Consider the following 19373-nt stretch of genomic DNA (forward strand, 5'->3'; position numbering starts at 1 on the left):
GGACCTCAAGCTGGAACCCGCGCCGCCACGGCGGACCGTAGCGGCGCGGACCCGGTAGCGACTAGTACTTGAAGCGGACGCCGAACTGGACGCGACGGTCGTTGCGGATCCAGCCCGTGTCCTTGACGACGGCCTTGGCGTTGGGCGTCAGGCCGCTGTCGCCGAACACCTGCTGCTGGAACACCGAGGTGGTGTTGAGCAGGTTCGAGCCTTCCAGCGACACCTCGACCTTGTCGTTGACCGACCAGCGGATCGACCCGTCCAGGAAGCCGGCGGCCTTCTGGTAGATCGGCATGCCGATGCAGCAGTCGAGGTTGTTGGTCAGGAACTTCGAACGCCAGTTGTAGGCCAGGCGCATCGCGATCGGGCCTTTCTCGTACAGGCCCACGATGTTGTAGGCGTTGTCCGAGATGCCGGCGAGGCGGTGGCTGTCCATCACCTGGCCGTTGACCTGCAGGCCGCCGCCGAAGGCGACGGTGCCGCCGGCCGCGTAGCCGGGCTGGTTGGCCAGGTTGGAGTTGCTGATCCCCGACTGCTTGGTGTGGGTCCAGTTGGCCTGGAAGCCCAGGCCGCTCCAGATACCCGGCAGGAAGTCGAAGAAGGTCTGGTAGGCGACCTCGAAGCCCTTCAGCTCGCCGCCGCCGTCACCATTGCGCGGGCCGCGGACCAGGACGTTCTGGGTCGAGCCGTTGTTGGTGAACGAGCGCAGGAACTCGCCATAGGCGATGGAGCCGTTCAGCTTCTTGTAGAACAGCGCCGCCGTGAACGAGCTGCTCGGCGTGAAGTAGTTCTCGTAGGTGACGTCGAACTGGTCGGCCGTGATCGGCTTCAGCGCCGCGTAGCCGGAGTCGGCGTTGAACTGGAAGTTATAGCCCTTGACGTTGGCCGCGGTGTGAGGGGCGTTGGGGTCGTTCCAGATGATGTACGGCGAGTCCGGGCCGGTGTTGATGGCCGGGGTCTGGACGCCGACATAGTTGCGCAGCAGGCCGAAGTCCGGACGCGACAGGGCGCGCGAGGCGGCGAAGCGGACGAACTGCTTGTCGGTCAGGCCGAAGCGGACGTTGAAGCTGGGCAGCCAGTTGTCGTGCGTCTGACCGTAGTCGTTCAGGGCCGCGCCGCCGTTCGAGAAGGCCAGCAGGTCGGGCTTCAGCCAGCACGAGATATTGGTGACGTTGTTGCCCGACAGCGGCGTCGAGCACGGGATCGCGGCCGCGGTCGTGTACCAGACGTTGGTCGGGAACGCGACGCCGCCCGAGCTGGACACGTCGGTGTGGACGTAGCGCAGGCCGACGTTCCCCTGGACGGTGATCCCGTCGAAGATCGTCTTGTCGTCGCCGCCAAACCGCAGCATCGCGTAGGCCGCCTTGGTCTTCTCCTGCACCTTCAGCATCTCGGGTGCGATGAAGCAGCCCTCGGTGTTGGTGGTGCGCTCGCACAGCGGGGTCCACTGCATGGGCGAGTTGGTGGTCTTGCCCGACAGCGCCTTGATCAGCCCGTCGTGGTCGGCCAGCGTGTCCTTGCTCAGGAACACCAGGTCGCCGTTCGGGAAGACGTCGCCGTTGTAGAAGTCGCCCAGGCCCGTCGTGGTCCAGATGCCCGCGCCATAGCCCTTGAAGGTGTCGGTGCGACCGCAGGCGGCCGGGTACGGGGTCGGCGCGGTGTTGTCGACGTTGAAGCCCGGGCCGTTGCAGTTCCACGGCGCGGCCACCGGCGACCAGTTGTAGGTCGAGTAGCGGACGTTCTGCTTACGGTCGGCGTAGCGCACGCCCACCTTCAGCGAGTTCAGCCAGCCGCCGCCCCCGAAGCTGTATTCGGCGTCGGCGCGCAGGGCCAGTTCCTTGGCGTCGTTGTCCTCGTAGTGGTCCTGGATGAACGGAATCCAGTAGTTGTGCGGGTTGGCGAGGCCACCCGTGGCGTAGTTGACGTTCGAGCCCGGCAGCAGGGTGATCTGCGGCGTGCCGTCCTTGTTCACCGCGTACTTGGCGTCGGCCATCGTGCGGTTGGCGACCAGGATGTCGTAATTGTCGGTCGTGGCCTTGATGTACTGGGTGTCGAAGCTGGTCTTCAGCTTGTCGGAGACGTCCCAGTCCAGGTGGGTCGAGAAGTCCTTGGTGCCTTCGGAGTGGTTGAAGTTCCGGGCCTGGTTCTCGATGTAGAGGCCTTCGCGCTGGCTGGCGCAGGCGGGCGCGCCGGCGCCGCAGTAGTTGACGAACGGCAGGCCGGCGACGGCCGAACCGCGGGCGATGTTGTCGGCCGTGCTGCCGCCCCAGTCGCCCATCGGCTGGGTCAGGACGCCCGAGGTCAGCATGCCGTCCTGGCCGAAGGTGAAGGCCGGGGTGCCGGCCGCCGGGGCCAGGAAGGCCGTGGTCTGCGGCGAGAAGGCCGGCGAGGCCCACAGGCCAAAGCCCACCACGTTCACGCTGCGCTCGAGCCAGGCGTTCTTGTAGTAGCTGTCGTTGTACTGGGCGGTGAAGCGGACGTTGCCTTCGTTGTTTTCGTACTGGAAGGCCAGCGCCGTGCCGTGGCGCTTACGGTCGTAGACCACCTGCGAGTAGTTGACCTGGTCGGGGATGAACACCCAGCTCGACCCGCCGTACGGGTTGGCCGTACAGGCGATCGTGCCGTCCGACTTGACGATGGGTTTGCCCGAAGCGTCCTGGTAGCCCGCCGAGCAGAAGGTGCCCAGGCGCTGCATGACCACGCCCTCGGTCTGGGTCAGGACGTGCGAGTTGGCGTAGTCGGCCATCAGGCCGACGCGGCCAATGCTGGTGTCCCAGTTCTTCGAGATGACGCCGGAATATTCGTAGGTCGTCTTCTTGGACTTGTCGCCGTAATTGGCCTTGGCCGAGACCGAGACCACCTGGTCCTTGGCGTCGAACGGCAGGCGGGTGCGCAGATTGACCGTGCCGGCGATGCCGCCTTCGATCATCTCGGCCGTCTGGTTCTTGTAGCTGTCGACGCCGGCCATCAGCTCCGGCGAGATGTCGTTGAAGTTCAGGCCGCGATTGGCGTCAGCCGAGAAGCTGTCGCGGCCGTTGAACTCGGTGCGCACCTGGGTCAGGCCGCGGATCAGCACGCTGGCCGGTTCGGCCGAGAAGTGCGAGCTGTCGTCGCTGGACTGCAGGCGGGAAACGGTGATGCCGGGCACGCGCTGCAGCGCTTCGGCCACGGACTTGTCGGGGAACGCCCCGATGTCGGTCGCGGTGATCGAGTCGACCACCGTGTCGGCGTTCTTCTTGATCAGCTGCGCGCTTTCCAGCGACTTGCGCACGCCCACCACGACGACCTCGTCGACGGTGTCGTTCGGATCGCTCTTGGCGGTCGCTTGCGCATAGGCCGTACCGGCCATGCCCAGGGTGGCCAGCGCCACCAGCGAAACAGTCCCCCGCAGGACAGTCTTCCGGCCTGGGCCGAAATCGAACTTCCTCATCCCTCTGCTCCCTAACGTCTTGTTCGCCCGCGCCTGATCGCGGGTCGTTTGTGTTCGTCTCGCGCCGGTCCCACCGATCGGGCCGAGCGCGTCTTGTTGGTCTTGTGATGTCGATGATCCGGACCGCGGTTCGTGGCCGCCGACCGGACAGGCGCCTTGCGGCGCCGTTCCCTCCTTCGTTTCCCCCGCGAGAGATTTACGCAATTTTTGCGCAATTCTGGGCAGCCACTGGGGACCGCCGCGCTCTCGTGTTGCGTTGTTTTTGCGCCAATTTGCGCGCGTTGCAATAGCAGCGTTACGGAAATTTACGCAAAAAGCCGCGCAAAAGCGCGCAACACCCTTGCCCAGCAAGGCTTTGCGACCCGCGTTACGCAAAATGGTTGCGCAATTTTTGCGCTGAGCGGATAGTCACGCTCGATGACGGGGCGCACCGCAAAACCAGGCAGATTCGGCTCAGCCGCGCTCGGCGTGGTCCTGGATGGTCAGGGCCAGCCCGGCGGCGATGGCGAAGGCGCCGCCGGCCAGGGCCAGGGCCAGGATCGCCTGGCCGCCCAGCAGGCGGCTGACCACCGCGCCCAGCACGGTGGCGGCCACCAGCTGCGGGATCACCAGGAACAGATTGTGGATGCCCATATAGACGCCCATCTTGCCCGGCGGCACGGCGCTGGAGAGCATGGCGTAGGGCGCGGACATGATCGACGCCCAGGCCAGGCCAATGCCGATGATCGGGATCCACAGCAGCATCGGATCGTCGATCAACACGAAGCCGGCGAAGCCCAGCGCGCCCAGGGCCAGGCACACGGCGTGGCTGATCGGGCGTCCCAGCCGGCGGGCCAGCAGCGGCAGGGCGAAGGCGGCCAGGGCCGCAACGCCATTATAGCCGGCGAACAGCACCCCCACCCAGTCGGCCCCGGCGTTATAGGCCGCCGAGGTCGTGTCGACCGCGCCATAGTGGCGGGCGGTCACGGCCGGGGTGGCGTAGATCCACAGGGCGAACAGCCCGAACCACGTGAAGAACTGCACCACGGCCAGGCGTTTCAGCACCTGCGGCATGTGGACGATATCCTCGACCACCTCGAACAGGCCTACCGAGGTCCGCCCTTGGCCGCGCAGCCAGCTGGTCGCCAGCTGCGCCGCGCCGAAGATGCCGGCCATCAGCGCCAGCACATGGATCTCGCGCCCCCAGCGGCCCAGGAAGGCGCACAGCCCGACGATCGCGGCGGCGGCGATCCACAGCAGGCCGCTGTTGCGCATCCAGAGAACGGTTTCCGGCGAGGGCGTGCGGCTCTCGATCACTGGCGCACCGCCAGCCAGCCGCTCGGGCGGGGTCTCGCTGGTGGTGAACACGGTCCACAGCACCGCGATCATCAGGCCCGCGCCGCCGACATAGAAGGCCGCGTGCACCGAGGGCGGCAGCCTGCCCGGGCCGCCCTGGCCCGACACCCCGAACCAGTGGGTCAGGATCCACGGCAGGGCCGAGGCGAACACCGCCCCCGCGCCGATGAAGAACACCTGCATGGCGAAGCCGGCGGTGCGCTGCTGGTCGGGCAGCGAGTCGGCGACGAAGGCCCGGAACGGCTCCATGGCGACATTGATCGAGGCGGTCAGCAGCCACAGGGCAAGACTCGCGGCCAACACGGTCGGGGCGTTGGGCGTCAGGATCAGCGCCACGGTCGTCAGGATCGACCCGTAAAGCAGATAGGGCCGGCGACGGCCCAGCCGCCCCCAGGTCCGGTCGCTCAGATGGCCGATGATCGGCTGCACCAAGAGGCCCGTGATCGGCGCGGCGATCCACAGGATGGCCAGTTCGTTGACGTCCGCGCCCAGCGTCTGAAAGATCCGGCTGGTGTTGACGTTCTGCAGGCCCCACACGATCTGCACGCCGAACAGGCCACAGCACATGTTCCAGATCTGAAGAAAGCTGAGATTGGCCTTCTGCGGCGGCGACACGGTCGCGCCCGGGAGGTCTTGCGGCTCTCCTGGCAAAGGCTTCCTTTTCCCCGGCCCTTCGGCCTTATTCTTATGTGTTAGAGCGCGATGGCGGACGATAACAGCAACAACATCACGCTTGAAGACCTGGCGACAATCGCCGGCGTGTCGGTCTCGACCGTCTCGCGGGCGCTGAACGATCACCACTCGATCAGCACCAAGACCAAGCAGAAGATCTGGGCCCTGGCCAAGGAACGCGGCTACTCGTTCCGCCGCTACATGCCCGCCGCGCCGATCGGGGCCGAGGGCGCGATCGCCATCGTCCTGCCCCGCACCCACGGCCGGCCGCTGCCGCTGTCGCACCCGTTCTTCCTGGAGCTGCTGGCCAATATCGGCGAGGCGGCCCGCGATCGCGGCTGCGACTTCACCGTCAGCCACACCGCCCCGGCCAGCTATGACGACCTCTATCTGGCCGTCACTGCCAGCCGCGCCAACGGCACGATCTTCCTGGGCCAAGGCGACCTGCACGAGGCCTTCAACCAGCTGGCCGCCACCGACGCCCGCTTCGTGGTCTGGGGCGCCCAGCTGCCGGGCCAGAAGTACTGCTCGATCGGCTCGGACAACTTCCTAGGGGGCCGCCGCGCGACGCTCCATCTGGCCCGCCTGGGCCGCAGGCGGATCGTGTTCCTGGGCGAGACCCACCCCGAGGCGACCCAGCGCCGCGAAGGCTATCTGGACGCCCTGCGCGAAAGCGGCCTGGAGCCCGAGCCCTCCCTGGTCTTGCCGGTCGATTTCGAGATGGAATCGGCCGAGGCCGCCGTCGGCCGCCTGCTGCGCCGGGGCGCGACCTTCGACGCCATCTTCGCCTCGTCCGACCTGATCGCGCTCGGCGCCATCCGGGCGCTGCAGCGCGCCGGCATGAAGGTCCCCGAGGACGTCGCGGTGGTCGGCTATGACGACATGCTGCTGAGCCGTCTCTCGACCCCGGCGCTCAGCACCATCAAGCAGGACACCTCCAAGGCCGGCCGCCTGCTGGTCTCGCGCATCCTCGACCAAGACGGCGACCATGGGCCGGAGACCCTGCCGACTGATCTGATCGTGCGGGAGAGCTGCGGGGCCTAGAACCAGCCGGCCTCCTTCAGCACCGGCGCGTAGGTCCGGCTGACCGGCGCTTCCAGGCCGCCGGCCAAGCGGACCTCGCCGGCGCCGCGTCGCCGGCGGACGCCTTCGACGGCCTCGGCGGCGACCCACCAGGAGCGGTGGACGCGCCAGCCATGGGCGCGCTCCAGTTCGGCCAGGGCGTCGGCGAAGCGCAGGGTGATCAGCTCTTCGCCGGCGTCGGTGTGGACCTTCAGATAGTGGTCGTGGGCCTCGACGGCGATCAGCCGGGCGGCGCGGCGCTTGGCCGACAGGCGCTTGCGGAAGGCGGCTTCGGCCTCGGGCAAAGGCGGGGCGACGACGGTGCGGGTCTCGACCCGCGCGGGCGGCCGCCGCCAGGCCAGGGCGTGGACGATCATCACCGCCAGGGAGATCAGGAAGACCTGGGGCGTCAGCATCAGATAGACGACGAAGTCGAACCGCCCACGGACCAGCGCGTACTGCGTGCACAACACCAGCAGGGTCACCGGCGGCGTCATCAGCAGCGAGACCAGCGCCACTCGCCGCCAGGTCGCGGCCACGCGGCGCTCCAGCATCGCGTCGATGACCACGCCGATCACGCCGCCGCCGACCATGCAGATCATCCAGTACGCATAGCGGATCGGGACCGCGATGCGTTCGGAGGCGAAGGGGCCCAGGAAGCCCATGACCGCGCCGATGGCGACCAGGATCGCCACGTCGATCGACCATCGCCGCCAGGCCGTCCTCATCCTTCCGCTGCTCCTGTCCCGTTCGCGCAAGCCCGGCGCCGTTCGCGAAGCAAGGCCTAGCGAGACGCCGCGTGAGCCGCAACGAGGTTCGGCGAACCCCATGAGGAACTCGAGCCTTGACCACCACGACCCTGCCCGCGCCGCGCTGGCCCGCCCGCGCCTTCTGGACGCTCGCCGCCCTCCTCTGCCTGGGCGTCGCCGGCTACGCCGCCAGCCGCTACCTGCTGCATCCGCCGATGACGCCGAAGCAAGCCCTGGGCAATCCGCTGGGCGTGCCCTGGCTGTTCGTCCATGTCGCTGGCGCGGTCACCGCCCTGTTGCTGGGCTCATTCCAGTTCCTGCCCGGCCTGCGCCGCATCGGCGCGCATCGCTGGGTCGGGCGGGTCTATGTGCTGGGCTGCCTGGTCGGCGGCGGCGCGGGACTGATCCTGGCGCCCGGCTCGTTCGCCGGCCCGATCGCCACGGCGGGCTTCGGCAGCCTGGCGGCGATCTGGATCACCGTGAACCTGCTGGGTTGGCGCGCGGCGCTGGATCGGCGCTTTGTCGAGCATCGCCGCTGGATGATCCGCTCGTGGGCCCTGACCCTGGCCGCCGTCACCCTGCGGCTGTACCTGCCGGCGGTGCAGGTCCTCGACCTGCCGTTCCTGCCCTGGTACCGCGCGATCTCGTTCCTGGCCTGGGTTCCGAACCTGCTGATCGCCGAGGCATTGTTGCGGAATGATGCGCGGCGCGTATCGGGCCATCATTGAATTGCAATGGATTTGCGCCACGATGCCCTTATGGTGGCCTGACCAATTTGGATGGAGCGGAAGCCGAGCTTCACGCAACACCACGCGCAGGCCGATACTCGAAGACCGTTAGGGACCATGCTCAGCAAATCTCTGCAGATCGCGCTCGTTCTCGGCGCGCTCCTGGCCAGCAGCGCCGCCCTTGCCGCGCCCGCCGACGCCCCGCCCGCCGCCGATCCCGGCAAGGCCATCGTCAACCGCGCCTGCCAATCGTGCCATGACCTGAGCATGGTCACCGAAGCGCGCCGCACCCCCAAGGAATGGGCCGGCGTGATCGAGCGCATGCGCGGCAACGGCGCCGACCTCACCGACGAGGACGCCAAGCAGGTGCAGGCCTACCTCGCCAAGGTCTACGGCAAGCCGGGCTGATCCCACCCTTTCCCGTTTCTCTGGAAGGCCCGCTTTTACTGTTCCCCCAAACCTTCCAGAAACTATGGCGCCGGACGGCCTGTCCGGCGCCTTTTCTTTGGTGTCAGGCGGCGGGTAGGCCGAGGTCCTCGCACAGCGCCAGAAAGCGCGGCAGCACCGGATTGTCGTTCTGCCGCCGCCACAGCATGTACATCTCCAGCGGCCGCTCGGGCTCCAGTCGCACAGGGCGGAAAACCACGTTGTCGAGCCGCAGCCGCGTCACACCCTCGGGCACCAGCGCCGCGCCGAAGCCGGCCGAGACCAGCGACAGGATCGTGTGGTTCTGGTCCAGGTGATAGGTGATGGTCGGCGAGACCCCGGCCCGGTCGAACATCGCCGACAGGATGGCGTGGCTGTAGCCGGCCCCCTCGACCGAATACATGATGAAGGGCAGCCGATCGAAGTCGCGCAGCTCCAGCTGCTCCAGCTCCGTGCGCGGATCATCGACGTGCAGGGCCGCGAAGAACGCCTCGGTGCGCAGCGGCAGGACCCCGAACTTGCCGTGGTCGATCGGCGGCCGCAGCACGGCCACATCTACGATGTCGGCCAGCAGCGCGTCGCGCTGGACGGCCGAGGTCATCTCCTTCAGGTGGATGCGCACATCGGGCAGCGCCTCGGCCGCCCGGCGTAGGATGATCGGCAGGTCGACGAAGCCGGCCGAGGCCACGAAGCTCAGACGGATGACGCCCGCCTCGCCCTGCCAGGCGCGGCGGGTCAGGTTGGTGGCGGTCTCGGCCAGGAACAGGATCCGCTTGGCCTCGGGCAGGAACACCCGGCCGGCCGGGGTCAGCTTGACGGTGCGGTTGGCGCGCTCGAACAGCTCGACCCGCAGCGTGCGTTCCAGGGCCTGGATCTGGCGGCTTAGGGTTGGCTGGGTGGTGTTCAGGCGCGCGGCGGCGCGGCCGAAGTGCATCTCCTCGGCGGCGGCGACGAAGCACCCCAGCTGGCCCAACTCCAGCATTGCTGGTTGTTCTCCCCGTGGCCCCCGCCACCGGGACAATTGAAGGACAATTCGCCGATCTCCACAAGGGATTGGCCTGACCTGTCGGTTAAATCTGGTAAATCCAGTGACATTTCGAGCCTGCGGTACATACGAAACCCGTATGGCTCCATGATGAATTTGCAATGGACCGATGTCAGGTCCTCGACGATGCTCCGCTCGCACTGGTCAGGCCAGTTGGCCAATCAAGTCAGGCCAATTGGTCTGGAACATCCAGGCTGGGGGGCGGGACGGCGTGATCGAGATCGATCAATCGACTTTGGACAAGTTCAAGGGCGTCAGCACGCCGACCCTGGCGACCGCCCTCTACAAGCGCGGCCTGCGTAACCAGGCCATTCAAGGCGTGCGTCCGCTGGGCCCGATGACGCAAAGCATGGTCGGCCGCGCCTTCACCCTGCGCTACATCCCCGCCCGCGAGGACCTCAACGGCATCAAGGTGTTCGAGGACCCCAAGCACCCGCAGCGCGCCGCCGTCGAGGCCTGCCCGCCCGGCTGCGTGCTGGTCATGGACAGCCGCGGCGACGCCCGCGCGGCCTCGGCCGGCGGCATCCTGATCCGGCGCCTGATGATGCGCGGCGCGGCCGGGGTCGTCACCGACGGCGGCTTCCGCGACAGCGCCGAGATCGCGCAGATGGCGATGCCGGCCTTCCACCAGCGCCCCTCGGCGCCGACCAATCTCACCCTGCACCAGGCGATCGACATCAATGCGCCGATCGGCTGCGGCGGCGCGCCGGTGTTTCCCGGTGACGTGATCGTCGGAGACGCCGACGGCGTCATCGTCGTTCCAGCGGAAATCGCGGCGGACCTCGCCGACGAGGCCCTGGCCATGACCCTCTACGAAGACTTCGTGGTCGACATGGTCAAGGCGGGACAGACCATCATCGGCCTGTACCCAATGACTAACCCAGAAAACAAAGAAAAATTCGACGACTGGCGCAGGACCAGGTCGCCTCAATAACCGAGCAGGAGGGGAATCCTAGCTCTATAAAAAAGGGGAGTGACTAATGCATACTCAAAAGAACCACACCGCGCGCCGCGCGGCATTACTGTTTGGCGTCTCGGCTGCTGTACTAGGGGTCTGTGGACAGGCCTCAGCGCAAGAAGCCGTCGCCAAAGCCGATGAATCCCAGGTCGTTGAAGCCGTCACGGTGACGGGCTCGCGCATCACCGCGATCGCCACCAACGCGCCGACGCCGATCACGGTCGTCTCGACCGAACAGATCCAGCAGACCACGCCCAGCAGCCTGCCGGACGGCCTGAACAAGCTGCCGATCTTCCAGGGCTCGGCGATCCCGACCCGTTCGGGCGACGGCGCCGGCAACCAGGCCCAGAACGTGCTGGCCCTGCGCGGCTTCGGCACCCAGCGCACCCTGGTGCTGATGGACGGCCACCGCCTGACGCCGTCCAACGCCAACGGCACGGTCGACGTCGATTCCATCCCGCAGATGCTGATCAGCCGCGTCGACGTCGTCACCGGCGGCGCCTCGGCCGTCTATGGCTCGGACGCCGTCACCGGCGTGGTCAACTTCATCATCGACAAGAAGTTCACCGGCCTGAAGATCGAGGCCAACGCCGGCATCTCCACCTATGGCGACGGCAACAGCTACAAGTTCGGCATCGCCGGCGGCGCCAGCGTCCTGGGCGGCCGGGGTCACGTCCTGGGCTCGTACCAGCGCCGCGAGACCGACGACGTCTCCAACTTCGACCGCGCCTATGGCCGCGGCGTCTACACCCTGACCGGCAGCGGCACGGTCGCCGCCCCGTTCACCACCTCGATGAACGTCCGCCGCGGCGACAGCGCCTTCGGCGGCAAGATCACCGCCTGCACCAACTCGTGCTCGGCGCTGAACCAGCAGTTCATCAGCAACGGCGTGCTGGGTCCGTTCCTGCCCGGCCAGACGACCGGCACCGGCAACCAGAACGTCGGCGGCGACGGCGCCTATGCCCGCTACACCACCGCCCTGGTGGCCATGCGCCAGGACGAGCTGTTCGGCCGGTTCGACTTCGACCTGACCGACAACGTCCAGTTCTACGCCCAGGCCTCGTACGCCAACGCCTACTCGGGCGGCTGGCACTTCCCGGTCAAGCTGACCCCCGGCAACGGCCAGGCCAGCACTTTCTACAAGAACAACCCGTTCCTGAACGCGGCGACCCGCCTGGCGCTGGGCGACAACGGCCTGTCCGATGCGACCAACACCTTCCAGATGGGCACCTACATCATCAGCACCGGTCCCAAGGGCCTGACCGGCACGCGCAACGTCAACGAATACACCAACTTCAACACTGGCCTGAACGGGACCCTCGGCGACTACCGCTGGGACCTGACCTACACCCACGGCCGTAACGACCTGATGGTCGAGAGCCGCAACAACTCCAACTACCAGAAGCAGTTCGCCGCCCTCGACGCCGTCACGGTCGGCGGAACGGTGCAGTGCTACGCCGCCACCCAGGCCGCCACCGCTGCGGCCTACAAGGGCTGCGTGCCGCTGAACGCCTTCGGCCCGACGGCGATCAGCCAGGACGCGTTCAACTGGTTCACCGCCAACACCCACCAGAACGTCATCAACACCATGGATGACGTGGCCGGCAGCTTCACCGGCACCGCCTTCCACAACTGGGCCGGCCCGATCAACTTCGCCGTCTCGGGCGAGGCGCGCTGGAACAAATACACGGTGTGGAGCGACGCCAGCCCGACGGCCACCGTCGACTGCACCGGCCTGCGGATCTGCAATCCCGCCCTGGCGCTGTGGGCCCAGCCCGTCTCGGCCAATGTCACGGCCAAGAACAACGTCTGGGAAGTCGCGGGCGAACTGGCCATTCCGCTGCTGAAGGACCTGCCGCTGATCAGCAGCCTGGATGCGAACCTGGCCGGTCGCTACACCGACTACAGCACCTCGGGCAGTGTCCAGACCTGGAAGGCCGGCCTCGACTATCGCGTCAACAACACCGTGCGGTTCCGGGCGACCACGTCGCGCGACATCCGCGCGCCGACGCTGAACGACCTGTTCCAGCCGGTGCAGGCCTCGGTCAGCGGCTTCGTCGACCTGCACACCAGCACCAGCAGCACGGTGTTCATCTCGACCAAGGGCAATCCCGACCTGGTGCCGGAAGTCGCCCGCACCTGGACGGCCGGCGTGGTCTTCACGCCCAGCTTCCTGCCGGGCTTCAACGCCTCGATCGACTGGTACAAGATCAGCATGGACAACGCGATCGGCGCGATCGCGGCGGGCAACAACACCATCCAGCGCCTGTGCGAGGACTCGGGCGGCAGCTCGCAGTACTGCACGCTGTTCGAACGTCCGGGTCCGTTCAGCGACCACTCGCCGGCCAACTTCCCGACCAAGGTCTTCAACCAGAGCCTCAACACGGCCTTCACCGAGATCAAGGGCTGGGACGTCGAGGTCAACTATCGCTTCCAGGCCCTGGGCGGTTCGTGGTCGACGCGCCTGTTCGGCAACTACCAGCCGACCAACGTCTCGCAAGCCTTCCCGGGCGCGCCGCTGACCACCGTCTCGGCCCCGCAGGCCCGCATCACCGGCATCCTGCGCTACGAGCATGGTGACCTGGCGGTCGGCGTCCAGGACCGCTGGCTGGGCGGGTTCAGCAAGATCACCTCGCCCAACCAGGTGTGGGTCGATCCGGACGTGCGCCCGTTCAACTCGGCCGATATCAATGTCGAGTACAAGCTGGGCGCGGACAAGAACACCACCGCCTATGTCACGATCCAGAACGTGGCCAACGCCAAGCCCGAGATCGTGCCGCTGGCCGGTTCGATCGGCCTGACGTTCCCGGTGCCCGGCGGCCAGGACATCATGGGCCGCTACTACACGGTGGGCGTCCGCGCCCGCTTCTAACGACGACCCCGGCGGCCGTCCGCGCTCCATGCGCGGGCGGCCGTTCGCGCTTCCAGTTCCCTGATTTTGGAGCAGTCCGATGCTCGACAAGCGCCAGCCCTGGTCGCGCCGCACCCTGTTGCGCCTGGCCGCAACGGCCGGAACCGCCAGCCTCGTCGCCCCGGCCCTCGCCGCCGAACGCGTCCGCCCCAAGATCAGCGACGTGCGGACCATGACGGTCCAGGGCCCAGGCCGCACCTACGTCTATGTGAAGATCGAGACCAAGGACGGGACCTTCGGCGTCGCCGAGGCCTACGGCACGCCCGGCGTCGGCGTGGCCGAGCAGATCGAGGCGATCAAGCCGGCCCTGATCGGCAAGGACCCGCTGGAGATCGACAAGCTCTACACCTTCATGGGCGACGGCGCCTCGGGCCTGTTCGGCTCGCGCACGGACGGCTCGGCCCACCAGCTGATGCGGGCGTCCAGCGGCCTGGAGATGGCGCTGTGGGACCTGGCCGGCAGGCTGCTCGACACCCCGACCTGCGTGCTCCTGGGCGGACGGTTCCGCGACCGGGTGCGTGTCTATGATCATTCCCGGCCGCGCGATCCGCTGGACAAGGCGTCCTGCCGCGAGTGGGCCGCCAAGGTCGCCGCCCATCCCAGCGGCTTCACCGCCCACAAGGTCGACATCCCCCGCACCCTGGCCTTCGGCGAGACCGGGAAAGGCCTGCCCGACCAGGCCAAGGACCCCGGCAACCGTCGCCTGACCACCCAGGAACTGCGCCAGATCGGCCAGGCCTTCGAGAACATGCGCGAGGCGATCGGCTGGGACCACGACCTGATGGTTCATTGCCACTGGGAGCTGGACCTGCCATCGGCCCTGCAGCTCGCGGAAGTGGTCGCCCCCATCAAACCGCTATGGCTCGAGGACCCGCTGGGCGTCGACTACAGCGACTCCTGGAAGACCCTGGCGGCCCGCTCTCCGGTGCCGATCCTCACCGGCGAGAACCTGGCGCGACGCGAGGGCTTCCTGCCCTTCCTGGCCAACCAGGGAACCCAGCTGGTCAATCCGGACCTGCGCAACAGCGGCGGCTTCCTGGAGACCAAGCGCATCGCCGACCTGGCGTCGCTGTATGGCGTCCCGCTGACCACCCACAACACCGCCAGCCAGCTGCACACCTGGCAGGTCTGCCAGTGGGCCGCCTCCATTCGCGACTTCGTTATGTGCGAGACGGTCACCGGCGAAGGCGGCTGGATGGATCAGGTCCTCAAGCTGGATGGGCCGTACATCGACAAGGGCTACGTGGCGGTCGGCGACAAGCCGGGGACCGGCGTCGAGCTCAATCGCGAGATCGTCGAGGCGCATCTCGCGCCCGGCCAGAAGTGGTGGGGCTGATGACCAGCAAACCGTATTCCACCACGGGCCGCTGGACGATCGTCGTGCTTTTGGCCCTGGCGGCGGTGTTCGCCTACATCGATCGCGTGAACCTGTCGGTCGCCCTGATCGACCCGCACTTCAAGGCCTTCTTCAAGCTCAGCAACACCGATCGGGGCCTGACCAACTCGGCTTTCTTCTGGTCGTACGCCCTGCTGCAGATCCCGGCGGGCTGGGTCGTCGACCGGTTCGGCTCCAAGCGGCCGATGGCGATCGGGTTCCTGGTCTGGAGCCTGCTGACCGCCGCCACCGCCCTGACCACCGGCTTCTCGGCCCTGTTCGCGGTTCGGATGCTGCTGGGCGTCGGCGAGGCGGTCATGCACCCGGCCAGCATGCGCTGGATCCGCTTCAACTTCGAGGAGCGCAGCCGGGGCCTGGCCATCGGCGTCTTCATGTCCGGCTCGAAGTTCGGCCCAGCCATCGGCGCGGTCGCCGCCGCCTGGCTGATCGAGCATCACGGCTGGCAGGCGATGTTCGTGATCATGGGCGTTGCGGCGCTGGTCTGGTTGATCCCGTGGCTGCTGTTTGTGAAGCCCGACGCCGGCTCGGCCCAGGCGGTAGAGACCACCGCGCCGACAGTGCCGATGAGCCGACTGCTGAAGAGCCCCGTGCTGTGGGGCACCGTGATCGGCACCTTCTGCTACATGTACTTCGTCTATTTCTGCCTGACCTGGATGCCGGCGTATTTCAACGAGGCCCGCCACCTGTCGTTGGCCTCCAGCAGCCTCTTCACCACCTTCGGCTTCGCCGGCATGGCCACGGTCTCGATCCTGGGCGGCTGGGCGGCGGACATGCTGATCCGGCGCGGCCATGGCGCGGTGAAGGTGCGCAAGGCCTTCACCATCGCCGGTTTCCTCTTGGCCACGACGGTGCTGATCGGGGCGCAGGCGACCTCGCTGAACGTGGCCCTGGCCTTCTCGGTGCTGTCGCTGAGTGGCCTGGGCCTAGCCACCGCCAACTACTGGGCCCTGACCCAGACCCTGATCCCCGGCTCGTCGATCGGGCGGATCGTCGGCATCCAGAACTTCGCCGCCAGCGCCGCCGGCATCGTCGCCCCGATCCTCACCGGCTGGCTGGTCGATACCACCAAGAGCTTCGACGCGCCGATCAAGACGATCGTCGTGTTCATCGCCCTGGGGGTCGGCAGCTACCTTGTCCTGGTCCGCGAAAAATATGCGGTGACGGAGACCTGATCATGCGCGACCTGCTCAAGACTTTCGGCCTCGTGGCGGCGCTGGCGGCCACCAATTTCGCCGCAGACGCGACGGCCAAGCCCGTCCTGCTCTACGCCGGCAGCTATACCGACGGGACCTCGAAGGGCGTCTACGCCTTCCGTTTCGACGACCAGACCGGCGCCCTGACGCCGCTGGGCCTGGCCGCCGAGACGCCGCAGCCGGCCCACCTGTGGATCGCCCCGAACGGCAAGACGCTCTACGCCGTGAACTGGCAGACCCCCGGCGGCGTCAGCGCCTTCCGCATCGCGCCGGGCGACGGCAAGCTGACCCTGCTGAACCGCGTCCCGTCGAACGGAGACAAGCCCAACCAGGTGGTGCTCGACCCCACGGGCAAGATCGCCGCCACGGTCAACTACACGACCGGCAATCTGGTCGCCTACCGCGTGCTCCCGGACGGCAAGCTGTCCGACCCGATCTACAGCGACCAGCATACCGCCCCCGGCGGATCACCCCACGCCCACGGCATCGTCTTCACGAGGGACAGCCGGCACATGTTCGTCGCCGAGCTGGGACTGGATCGCGTCTACAGCTACGAGGTCGATCCCGCGAAGGGGACGATCGCGCCCGCCGCCACGTCGTTCGTCAGCGTCCACGCCGGGGCCGGTCCGCGCCGCCTGCAGCTGTCGCCCGACGGCCGCCACCTCTACGTCAATCACGAGACCGATGGCGAGGTCAGCGTCTTCGAGGTCCACGGCTCGGACCTCAAGGAAATCCAGACCGCCCCGACCCTGCCGCCGGGCGTGACGGTCGCCAACAAGACCGCCGAGATCGTCATCGATCCGGCCGGCCGTCACCTCTATGTCGGCAATCGCGGCCACGACACGATCGCGGTGTTCGATATCGCGCCAGACGGCCGCCTGGCCCTGGCCGCCAACGTCCCGGCCGGCGGCAAGACGCCCCGCAACCTGCGCTTCGACCCGACCGGCCGCTTCCTGCTGTCGGCCAACGAAGGCGACGGCAGCATCACGGTGTTCAAGGTCGATGCGAAGACCGGCGCCCTGACCCTGACCCCGTTCTCCGCCAGGCTCGACACGCCCGGCGGCCTCTACTTCCTGGCGACGAAACCGTGAGAGCGCTGGTCCTCGCGGCCCTCCTCGCCACGGCGGCCCATGCGGCCGAACCCGTGAAGGACTGGCCCAGCTGGGGCCGCGATCTCGGCGGCGCGCGCTACTCGCCGCTGACCCAGATCACCCCGGCCAATGTCGCGGGGCTGAAGCTGGCCTGGACCTACCATATGGACCCCGCGCCCAACGCCTCGGGCGAGGGCTTCAAGCCGTTCTCGACCGCCACGCCGTTGGTCGCCGACGGGCGGATGTATCTGGGCACGCCTTACCACCGCGTCGTGGCGCTGGATCCCACGACGGGCAAGGAGATCTGGGCCCACGAACTGGCCGATCGCGACCAGCCGGCCCTGCGCGGCGTCGGCTACTGGCCCGGCGACAAGGACCACGGCCCGCGCGTCATCGTCTCGACGCTCCGTGGACGGATCGTGGCGCTGGACGCCCGCACCGGTCAGCCCTGCCCCGACTTCGGCAAGGACGGAACAGTCGACACCAAGACCCCCGAGATCATGAATGGCGTGGCCGGCGGCTTCTACAGCTACTCGGCCCCGCCGATCATCTTCGAGAACCTGGCGATCCTGGGCTCCAAGCTGCAGGAATATCCCGGCAAGGGCCCGGCCGGCGACGCCCGCGCCTGGGACGTGGTTACCGGCAAGCTGGTCTGGACCTTCCACTCGGTCCCCCGCGAGGGCGAGAAATTCCAGGACACCTGGGAGGGTGACAGCTGGAAGCAGCGCTCGGGCGTCAACATGTGGAACATGCCGACGATCGACGCCGAGCGGGGCATCGCCTACCTGCTGTTCAGCGCCCCCAGCTCCGACCGCTATGGTGGCGACCACAAGGGGACAAACCTGTTCGGCAACGCCCTGGTCGCGGTCGACGTCCGCACCGGCAAGTACCTGTGGCATTTCCAGACCGTGCACCACGACGTCTGGGACTACGACCTGGCCACGCCGCCGACCCTGCTGACGGTGATGAAGAACGGCAAGGCCATCCCGGCCGTCGTGGCGATGAACAAGACCGCCTTCCTGTTCCTGCTCAACCGCGAGACCGGCGAGCCGATCTACCCCGTCGAGGAGCGCCGCGCGCCGCCCTCGTCGGTCGCCGCCGAGAAGGCCTGGCCGACCCAGCCCTTCCCGACCAAGCCGGGCATCATCACCCGCATGGACTTCGCCATGGCGGACTTGGCCAACATCACGCCGCAGCACACCGCCGCCTGCCAGGCGATGATCGACAAGGGCCACGCGGTCGGCAGCGTCATGTTCGAACCCCTGCGCGCCGACAAGCCGATCATCCGCTTCCCCGGCTCGGCCGGCGGGCCCGAATGGGGCGGCGGGGCGTTCGACCCGACGCTGGGGCTCTACATCTTCAACAGCAACCAGCTGGGCAATATCGAGAAGCTGGTGGCCAACGACACCAACGAAATGAGCGTCGTCTCCGAGCGCTTCCGCGACCGCGAGACCCGCAGCCCCTGCCAGAAGCCGCCGTGGGGCGAGCTGATCGCCGTGGACGTCAACACCGGCACGGTCGCCTGGCGCTCGATCCTGGGCGTCACCGACGTCTTCCCAAAGGACAAGCAGGCCACCGGCCGCCCGGGCAACGCCGGCCCGATCCTGACCGCCGGCGGCGTGATCTTCGTCGGCGGCACGGACGATCACCGCTTCCGCGCCTTCGAGACGAAGACCGGTCGCGAGCTGTGGACGCAGGTGCTGGACTACTCCGCCCACGCCAATCCGATCACCTACCAGGGCGCGGACGGCCGCCAGTACGTGGCCATCGTCGCCACCGGCGGCTCGTACCTTTCCAGCCCCAGCGGGGGCGACAGCCTGCTGGTCTACGCTCTGCCGAAATAAGGGCGTAACTTTCCGGTGCGTCGCTGCGTATCTCATTGCGGGGCGGCGAAACGGAGATTGGCGATGACGACGCGTAGAGACTTTCTGGCCACCGGGGCTTTTGCCGGTCTGAGCCTGGCCGCCTTCGGCGCGCGGGCCGAGACCTTCGAGGTCACCCACAGCGACGCCGAGTGGAAGCGCATGCTGCCGCCGGACTCCTACGAGGTCCTGCGCCACGCCCGCACCGAGCGCGCCGGCTCCAGCCCGCTGGACAAGAACTACAAGAAGGGCGGCTACAACTGCCGCGGCTGCGACCTGCCGCTCTTCTCATCGACCACCAAGTTCGACAGCGGCACCGGCTGGCCCAGCTTCTGGCAGTCCCTGCCCAACGCCACGGCCAAGAGCGCCGGCGGCAGCATCATGTGGGGCACGGAAATCCACTGCCGTCGCTGCGGCGGGCACCTGGGCCACGTGTTCAACGACGGTCCCAAGCCCACCGGCCTGCGCTACTGCATGAACGGCGTCGCCCTGACCTTCAAGGCCGCCTAGGACTT

The 19373-nt window shown here is 67.7% G+C and carries 14 protein-coding genes; 10 read left to right on the plus strand and 4 right to left on the minus strand.

Going from position 1 to position 19373, the window contains the following annotated elements; translation table 11 throughout:
* Positions 1 to 61: 61 nt before the first annotated feature.
* Positions 62 to 3430 (minus strand): TonB-dependent receptor, encoded by a 3369-nt coding sequence (locus tag AC07YH_RS00560; protein ID WP_494745065.1) that lies wholly within the window; start codon positions 3428 to 3430, stop codon positions 62 to 64.
* 453 nt (positions 3431 to 3883) lie between these two features.
* On the minus strand, positions 3884 to 5332 hold the full coding sequence (locus AC07YH_RS00565; protein WP_494745331.1) for an MFS transporter: 1449 nt from the start codon (positions 5330 to 5332) through the stop codon (positions 3884 to 3886).
* 135 nt (positions 5333 to 5467) lie between these two features.
* Between AC07YH_RS00565 and AC07YH_RS00570 the strand changes: the two genes are divergently transcribed.
* The gene (locus tag AC07YH_RS00570; RefSeq protein WP_494745066.1) at positions 5468 to 6481 is read left to right on the plus strand and encodes a LacI family DNA-binding transcriptional regulator; all 1014 of its coding nucleotides are present in this window, start codon (positions 5468 to 5470) and stop codon (positions 6479 to 6481) included.
* Here AC07YH_RS00570 and AC07YH_RS00575 read toward each other — a convergent pair.
* Positions 6478 to 7227, minus strand: coding sequence for a LytTR family DNA-binding domain-containing protein (locus AC07YH_RS00575; protein ID WP_494745067.1), 750 nt, complete (start codon positions 7225 to 7227; stop codon positions 6478 to 6480). The two genes, AC07YH_RS00570 and AC07YH_RS00575, sit on opposite strands and share 4 nt — an antisense overlap.
* A 116-nt stretch (positions 7228 to 7343) precedes the next feature.
* Here AC07YH_RS00575 and AC07YH_RS00580 point away from each other — a divergent pair, with 116 nt between their 5' ends.
* Entirely contained in the window at positions 7344 to 7976 is a 633-nt protein-coding gene (locus AC07YH_RS00580; RefSeq protein ID WP_494745068.1) for a DUF2306 domain-containing protein, read from the plus strand.
* A 117-nt stretch (positions 7977 to 8093) separates the two neighbouring features.
* Positions 8094 to 8384, plus strand: a complete 291-nt coding sequence (locus AC07YH_RS00585; protein WP_494745069.1) for a c-type cytochrome — start codon at positions 8094 to 8096, stop codon at positions 8382 to 8384.
* A gap of 103 nt (positions 8385 to 8487) precedes the next feature.
* Here AC07YH_RS00585 and AC07YH_RS00590 read toward each other — a convergent pair whose 3' ends face one another.
* On the minus strand, positions 8488 to 9384 hold the full coding sequence (locus AC07YH_RS00590; RefSeq protein ID WP_494745070.1) for a LysR family transcriptional regulator: 897 nt from the start codon (positions 9382 to 9384) through the stop codon (positions 8488 to 8490).
* A gap of 274 nt (positions 9385 to 9658) precedes the next feature.
* Between AC07YH_RS00590 and AC07YH_RS00595 the strand changes: the two genes are divergently transcribed.
* The 7 genes from AC07YH_RS00595 to msrB all read left to right on the plus strand — a co-directional run bounded on the left by AC07YH_RS00595 (position 9659) and on the right by msrB (position 19368).
* Positions 9659 to 10381, plus strand: coding sequence for a ribonuclease activity regulator RraA (locus tag AC07YH_RS00595; protein ID WP_494745071.1), 723 nt, complete (start codon positions 9659 to 9661; stop codon positions 10379 to 10381).
* Between the two features lie 46 nt (positions 10382 to 10427).
* On the plus strand, positions 10428 to 13277 hold the full coding sequence (locus tag AC07YH_RS00600; RefSeq protein WP_494745072.1) for a TonB-dependent receptor plug domain-containing protein: 2850 nt from the start codon (positions 10428 to 10430) through the stop codon (positions 13275 to 13277).
* A gap of 79 nt (positions 13278 to 13356) precedes the next feature.
* The gene (locus tag AC07YH_RS00605; protein WP_494745073.1) at positions 13357 to 14652 is read left to right on the plus strand and encodes a mandelate racemase/muconate lactonizing enzyme family protein; all 1296 of its coding nucleotides are present in this window, start codon (positions 13357 to 13359) and stop codon (positions 14650 to 14652) included.
* Entirely contained in the window at positions 14652 to 15884 is a 1233-nt protein-coding gene (locus AC07YH_RS00610; RefSeq protein ID WP_494745074.1) for an MFS transporter, read from the plus strand. The genes AC07YH_RS00605 and AC07YH_RS00610 overlap by 1 nt, the downstream gene beginning before the upstream one ends.
* Before the next feature lie 2 nt (positions 15885 to 15886).
* Entirely contained in the window at positions 15887 to 16996 is a 1110-nt protein-coding gene (locus tag AC07YH_RS00615; protein WP_494745075.1) for a lactonase family protein, read from the plus strand.
* Positions 16993 to 18840: a pyrroloquinoline quinone-dependent dehydrogenase gene (locus AC07YH_RS00620; protein WP_494745076.1), complete on the plus strand. Its 1848-nt coding sequence runs from the start codon at positions 16993 to 16995 to the stop codon at positions 18838 to 18840. The genes AC07YH_RS00615 and AC07YH_RS00620 overlap by 4 nt, the downstream gene beginning before the upstream one ends.
* Positions 18841 to 18903: 63 nt before the next feature.
* Positions 18904 to 19368, plus strand: coding sequence for a peptide-methionine (R)-S-oxide reductase MsrB (gene msrB, locus AC07YH_RS00625; protein ID WP_494745077.1), 465 nt, complete (start codon positions 18904 to 18906; stop codon positions 19366 to 19368).
* Positions 19369 to 19373 lie beyond the last annotated feature (5 nt).

The organism is Caulobacter sp. GW456-12-1-14-TSB4, assembly GCF_059424195.1.

Bases quoted from the DNA above. Each gene is read 5' to 3' on its own strand.
- AC07YH_RS00560 (WP_494745065.1), bottom strand. From the start codon at position 3,430: ATGAGGAAGTTCGATTTCGGCCCAGGCCGGAAGACTGTCCTGCGGGGG.
- AC07YH_RS00565 (WP_494745331.1), bottom strand. From the start codon at position 5,332: ATGTGCTGTGGCCTGTTCGGCGTGCAGATCGTGTGGGGCCTGCAGAAC.
- AC07YH_RS00570 (WP_494745066.1), top strand. From the start codon at position 5,468: ATGGCGGACGATAACAGCAACAACATCACGCTTGAAGACCTGGCGACA.
- AC07YH_RS00575 (WP_494745067.1), bottom strand. From the start codon at position 7,227: ATGAGGACGGCCTGGCGGCGATGGTCGATCGACGTGGCGATCCTGGTC.
- AC07YH_RS00585 (WP_494745069.1), top strand. From the start codon at position 8,094: ATGCTCAGCAAATCTCTGCAGATCGCGCTCGTTCTCGGCGCGCTCCTG.
- AC07YH_RS00590 (WP_494745070.1), bottom strand. From the start codon at position 9,384: ATGCTGGAGTTGGGCCAGCTGGGGTGCTTCGTCGCCGCCGCCGAGGAG.
- AC07YH_RS00600 (WP_494745072.1), top strand. From the start codon at position 10,428: ATGCATACTCAAAAGAACCACACCGCGCGCCGCGCGGCATTACTGTTT.
- AC07YH_RS00605 (WP_494745073.1), top strand. From the start codon at position 13,357: ATGCTCGACAAGCGCCAGCCCTGGTCGCGCCGCACCCTGTTGCGCCTG.
- AC07YH_RS00610 (WP_494745074.1), top strand. From the start codon at position 14,652: ATGACCAGCAAACCGTATTCCACCACGGGCCGCTGGACGATCGTCGTG.
- AC07YH_RS00615 (WP_494745075.1), top strand. From the start codon at position 15,887: ATGCGCGACCTGCTCAAGACTTTCGGCCTCGTGGCGGCGCTGGCGGCC.
- msrB (WP_494745077.1), top strand. From the start codon at position 18,904: ATGACGACGCGTAGAGACTTTCTGGCCACCGGGGCTTTTGCCGGTCTG.